Below are 3,350 nucleotides of genomic sequence, written 5' to 3'. Positions count from 1 at the left end.
ACAGCTTCCAGCTTAAAGCTTCCAGCTTTAAACGCTCTTTAACAATTTGGATCATGCTGACAGTTCTTCTCGCAAGAGAAGAACGAAAGTGATACGTCTCAAGCGTATCCGGCAATTGTCGTTAGACTAATCGCGCGACCAGACTCCTTCGGGTTATATGGTCAAGCGATTAAGCGCACACGGTGGATGCCTTGGCAGCCAGAGGCGATGAAGGACGTTGTAGCCTGCGAAAAGGTTCGGTGAGGTGGCAAACAACCTGCGACCCGGACATGTCCGAATGGGGAAACCCACCCAGCACAAGCTGGGTATCCCACACTGAATCCATAGGTGTTGGGAAGCGAACCGGGAGAACTGAAACATCTAAGTACCCCGAGGAAAAGAAATCAACCGAGATTCCCCCAGTAGCGGCGAGCGAACGGGGAGTAGCCCTTAAGCATGTGACTGGTTAGACGAACGCGCCTGGAAAGGCCGGCCATAGTGGGTGATAGCCCCGTAGTCGAAAACCTGAATGTGTGAAATCGAGTAGGTCGGGGCACGTGAAACCCTGACTGAACATGGGGGGACCATCCTCCAAGGCTAAATACTCCTGGCTGACCGATAGTGAACCAGTACCGTGAGGGAAAGGCGAAAAGAACCCCGGAGAGGGGAGTGAAATAGATCCTGAAACCGTGTGCGTACAAGCAGTGGGAGCCGACTTGTTCGGTGACCGCGTACCTTTTGTATAATGGGTCAGCGACTTATATTCAGTGGCGAGCTTAACCGTATAGGGGAGGCGTAGAGAAATCGAGTCTTAACTGGGCGACCAGTCGCTGGATATAGACCCGAAACCGGGCGATCTATCCATGGCCAGGGTGAAGATTGAGTAACATCAATTGGAGGCCCGAACCCAAGTATGTTGAAAAATGCTGGGATGAGCTGTGGATCGGAGTGAAAGGCTAATCAAGCTCGGAGATAGCTGGTTCTCCTCGAAAGCTATTTAGGTAGCGCCTCACGTATTACCGCCGGGGGTAGAGCACTGTTTCGGCTAGGGGCCCATCCCGGGTTACCAACCCGAGGCAAACTCCGAATACCGGTGAGTAGAGCGTGGGAGACACACGGCGGGTGCTAACGTCCGTCGTGAAAAGGGAAACAACCCAGACCGTCAGCTAAGGCCCCCAAATTCTGGTTAAGTGGGAAACGATGTGGGAAGGCATAGACAGCTAGGAGGTTGGCTTAGAAGCAGCCATCCTTTAAAGAAAGCGTAATAGCTCACTAGTCGAGTCGGCCTGCGCGGAAGATGTAACGGGGCTCAAACCAGATGCCGAAGCTACGGGTTCATCCTCTGGATGAGCGGTAGAGGAGCGTCGTGTAAGTCTGTGAAGGTGTGTTGAGAAGCATGCTGGAGATATCACGAGTGCGAATGCTGACATGAGTAACGACAAGGGGAGTGAAAAACTCCCCCGCCGGAAGACCAAGGTTTTCTGTTCTATGTTAATCAGAGCAGAGTGAGTCGGCCCCTAAGGCGAGGCTGAAAAGCGTAGTCGATGGGAAACGGGTCAATATTCCCGTACCGGATGTGGTTGCGATGGGGGGACGAAGAAGGCTAGGTGAGCCAGGCGTTGGTTGTCCTGGTGAAAGTCAGTAGGCTGAGGACTTAGGCAAATCCGGGTCCTCAAGGCCGAGAGACGAGACGAACGGACTACGGTCCGGAAGTCATCGATGCCACGCTTCCAGGAAAAGCCTCTAAGCTTCAGATCACATGCGACCGTACCCCAAACCGACACAGGTGGTCAGGGTGAGAATCCCAAGGCGCTTGAGAGAACTCGGGTGAAGGAACTAGGCAAAATGGCACCGTAACTTCGGGAGAAGGTGCGCCGGCTTAGGGTGAAGGACCTCGCGTCCCGAGCTCGAACCGGTCGAAGATACCAGGTGGCTGCAACTGTTTATTAAAAACACAGCACTCTGCTAACGCGTAAGCGGACGTATAGGGTGTGACGCCTGCCCGGTGCCGGAAGGTTAATTGATGGTGTTAGCCGTAAGGCGAAGCTCTTGATCGAAGCCCCGGTAAACGGCGGCCGTAACTATAACGGTCCTAAGGTAGCGAAATTCCTTGTCGGGTAAGTTCCGACCTGCACGAATGGCGTAATGATGGCCACGCTGTCTCCACCCGAGACTCAGTGAAATTGAAATCGCAGTGAAGATGCTGTGTACCCGCGGCTAGACGGAAAGACCCCGTGAACCTTTACTATAGCTTCACACTGGACGCTGATGTTGCTTGTGTAGGATAGCTGGGAGGCTTGGAAACCCGGACGCCAGTTCGGGTGGAGCCAACCTTGAAATACCAGCCTGGCATCATTGGCGTTCTAACTTGGCACCGTGATCCGGTGTGAGGACAGTGTGTGGTGGGTAGTTTGACTGGGGCGGTCTCCTCCGAAAGCGTAACGGAGGAGCACGAAGGTACCCTCAGCACGGTTGGAAATCGTGCATTGAGTGCAAGAGCATAAGGGTGCTTAACTGCGAGACAGACACGTCGAGCAGGTACGAAAGTAGGTTCTAGTGATCCGGTGGTTCTGTATGGAAGGGCCATCGCTCAACGGATAAAAGGTACTCCGGGGATAACAGGCTGATACCGCCCAAGAGTTCACATCGACGGCGGTGTTTGGCACCTCGATGTCGGCTCATCACATCCTGGGGCTGAAGTCGGTCCCAAGGGTATGGCTGTTCGCCATTTAAAGTGGTACGCGAGCTGGGTTTAGAACGTCGTGAGACAGTTCGGTCCCTATCTGCCGTGGGCGTTGGAGATTTGAGAAGTGCTGCTCCTAGTACGAGAGGACCGGAGTGGACGCACCTCTGGTGTTCCGGTTGTCACGCCAGTGGCATCGCCGGGTAGCTATGTGCGGACGGGATAACCGCTGAAGGCATCTAAGCGGGAAGCCTCCTTCAAGATGAGATCTCCCTGAGACTTCGAGTCTCCTAAAGGGTCCAGCAAGACTAGCTGGTTGATAGGCACGGTGTGGAAGCGCTGCAAGGCGTTGAGCTAACGTGTACTAATGCCCCGTGAGGCTTGACCATATAACCCCAAGGGGTTTTGGAAAGAGGCGTTGTGGCGAAAGCCGGGACGCGAAGTCGAGCGATTAGTACGACAATGACTGGATACGCGGGCCGAGGAAGAGCCGGCCAAACGAGACGTAGCCGTCAGCATGATCCGAATCAGTTGAAGCGATGCGAGGAAAAGATCGTTTCAGCGTCAGTTTTGCCTGACGACCATAGCGAGTGGGAACCACCTGATCCATGCCGAACTCAGAAGTGAAACCGCTTAGCGCCGATGGTAGTGTGGGGTCTCCCCATGTGAGAGTAGGTCATCGTCAGGC

General features: G+C 54.2%; 2 rRNA genes. Both read left to right on the top strand.

From position 1 onward, the window contains the following. Window positions 1-159: 159 nt before the first annotated feature. A 23S ribosomal RNA gene (locus tag DOM45_RS19900) occupies window positions 160-3,051 on the top strand. Window positions 3,052-3,235: 184 nt separating this feature from the next. After that, window positions 3,236-3,350 (top strand): 5S ribosomal RNA (gene rrf / locus DOM45_RS19895).

The sequence above is a fragment of the Salinicola lusitanus genome, from assembly GCF_003206045.1.
Taxonomy (GTDB): domain Bacteria; phylum Pseudomonadota; class Gammaproteobacteria; order Pseudomonadales; family Halomonadaceae; genus Salinicola; species Salinicola lusitanus.
The sequence above is the reverse complement of the archived record's forward strand: the minus strand, read 5'-3'. Positions and strand labels throughout refer to the sequence as shown.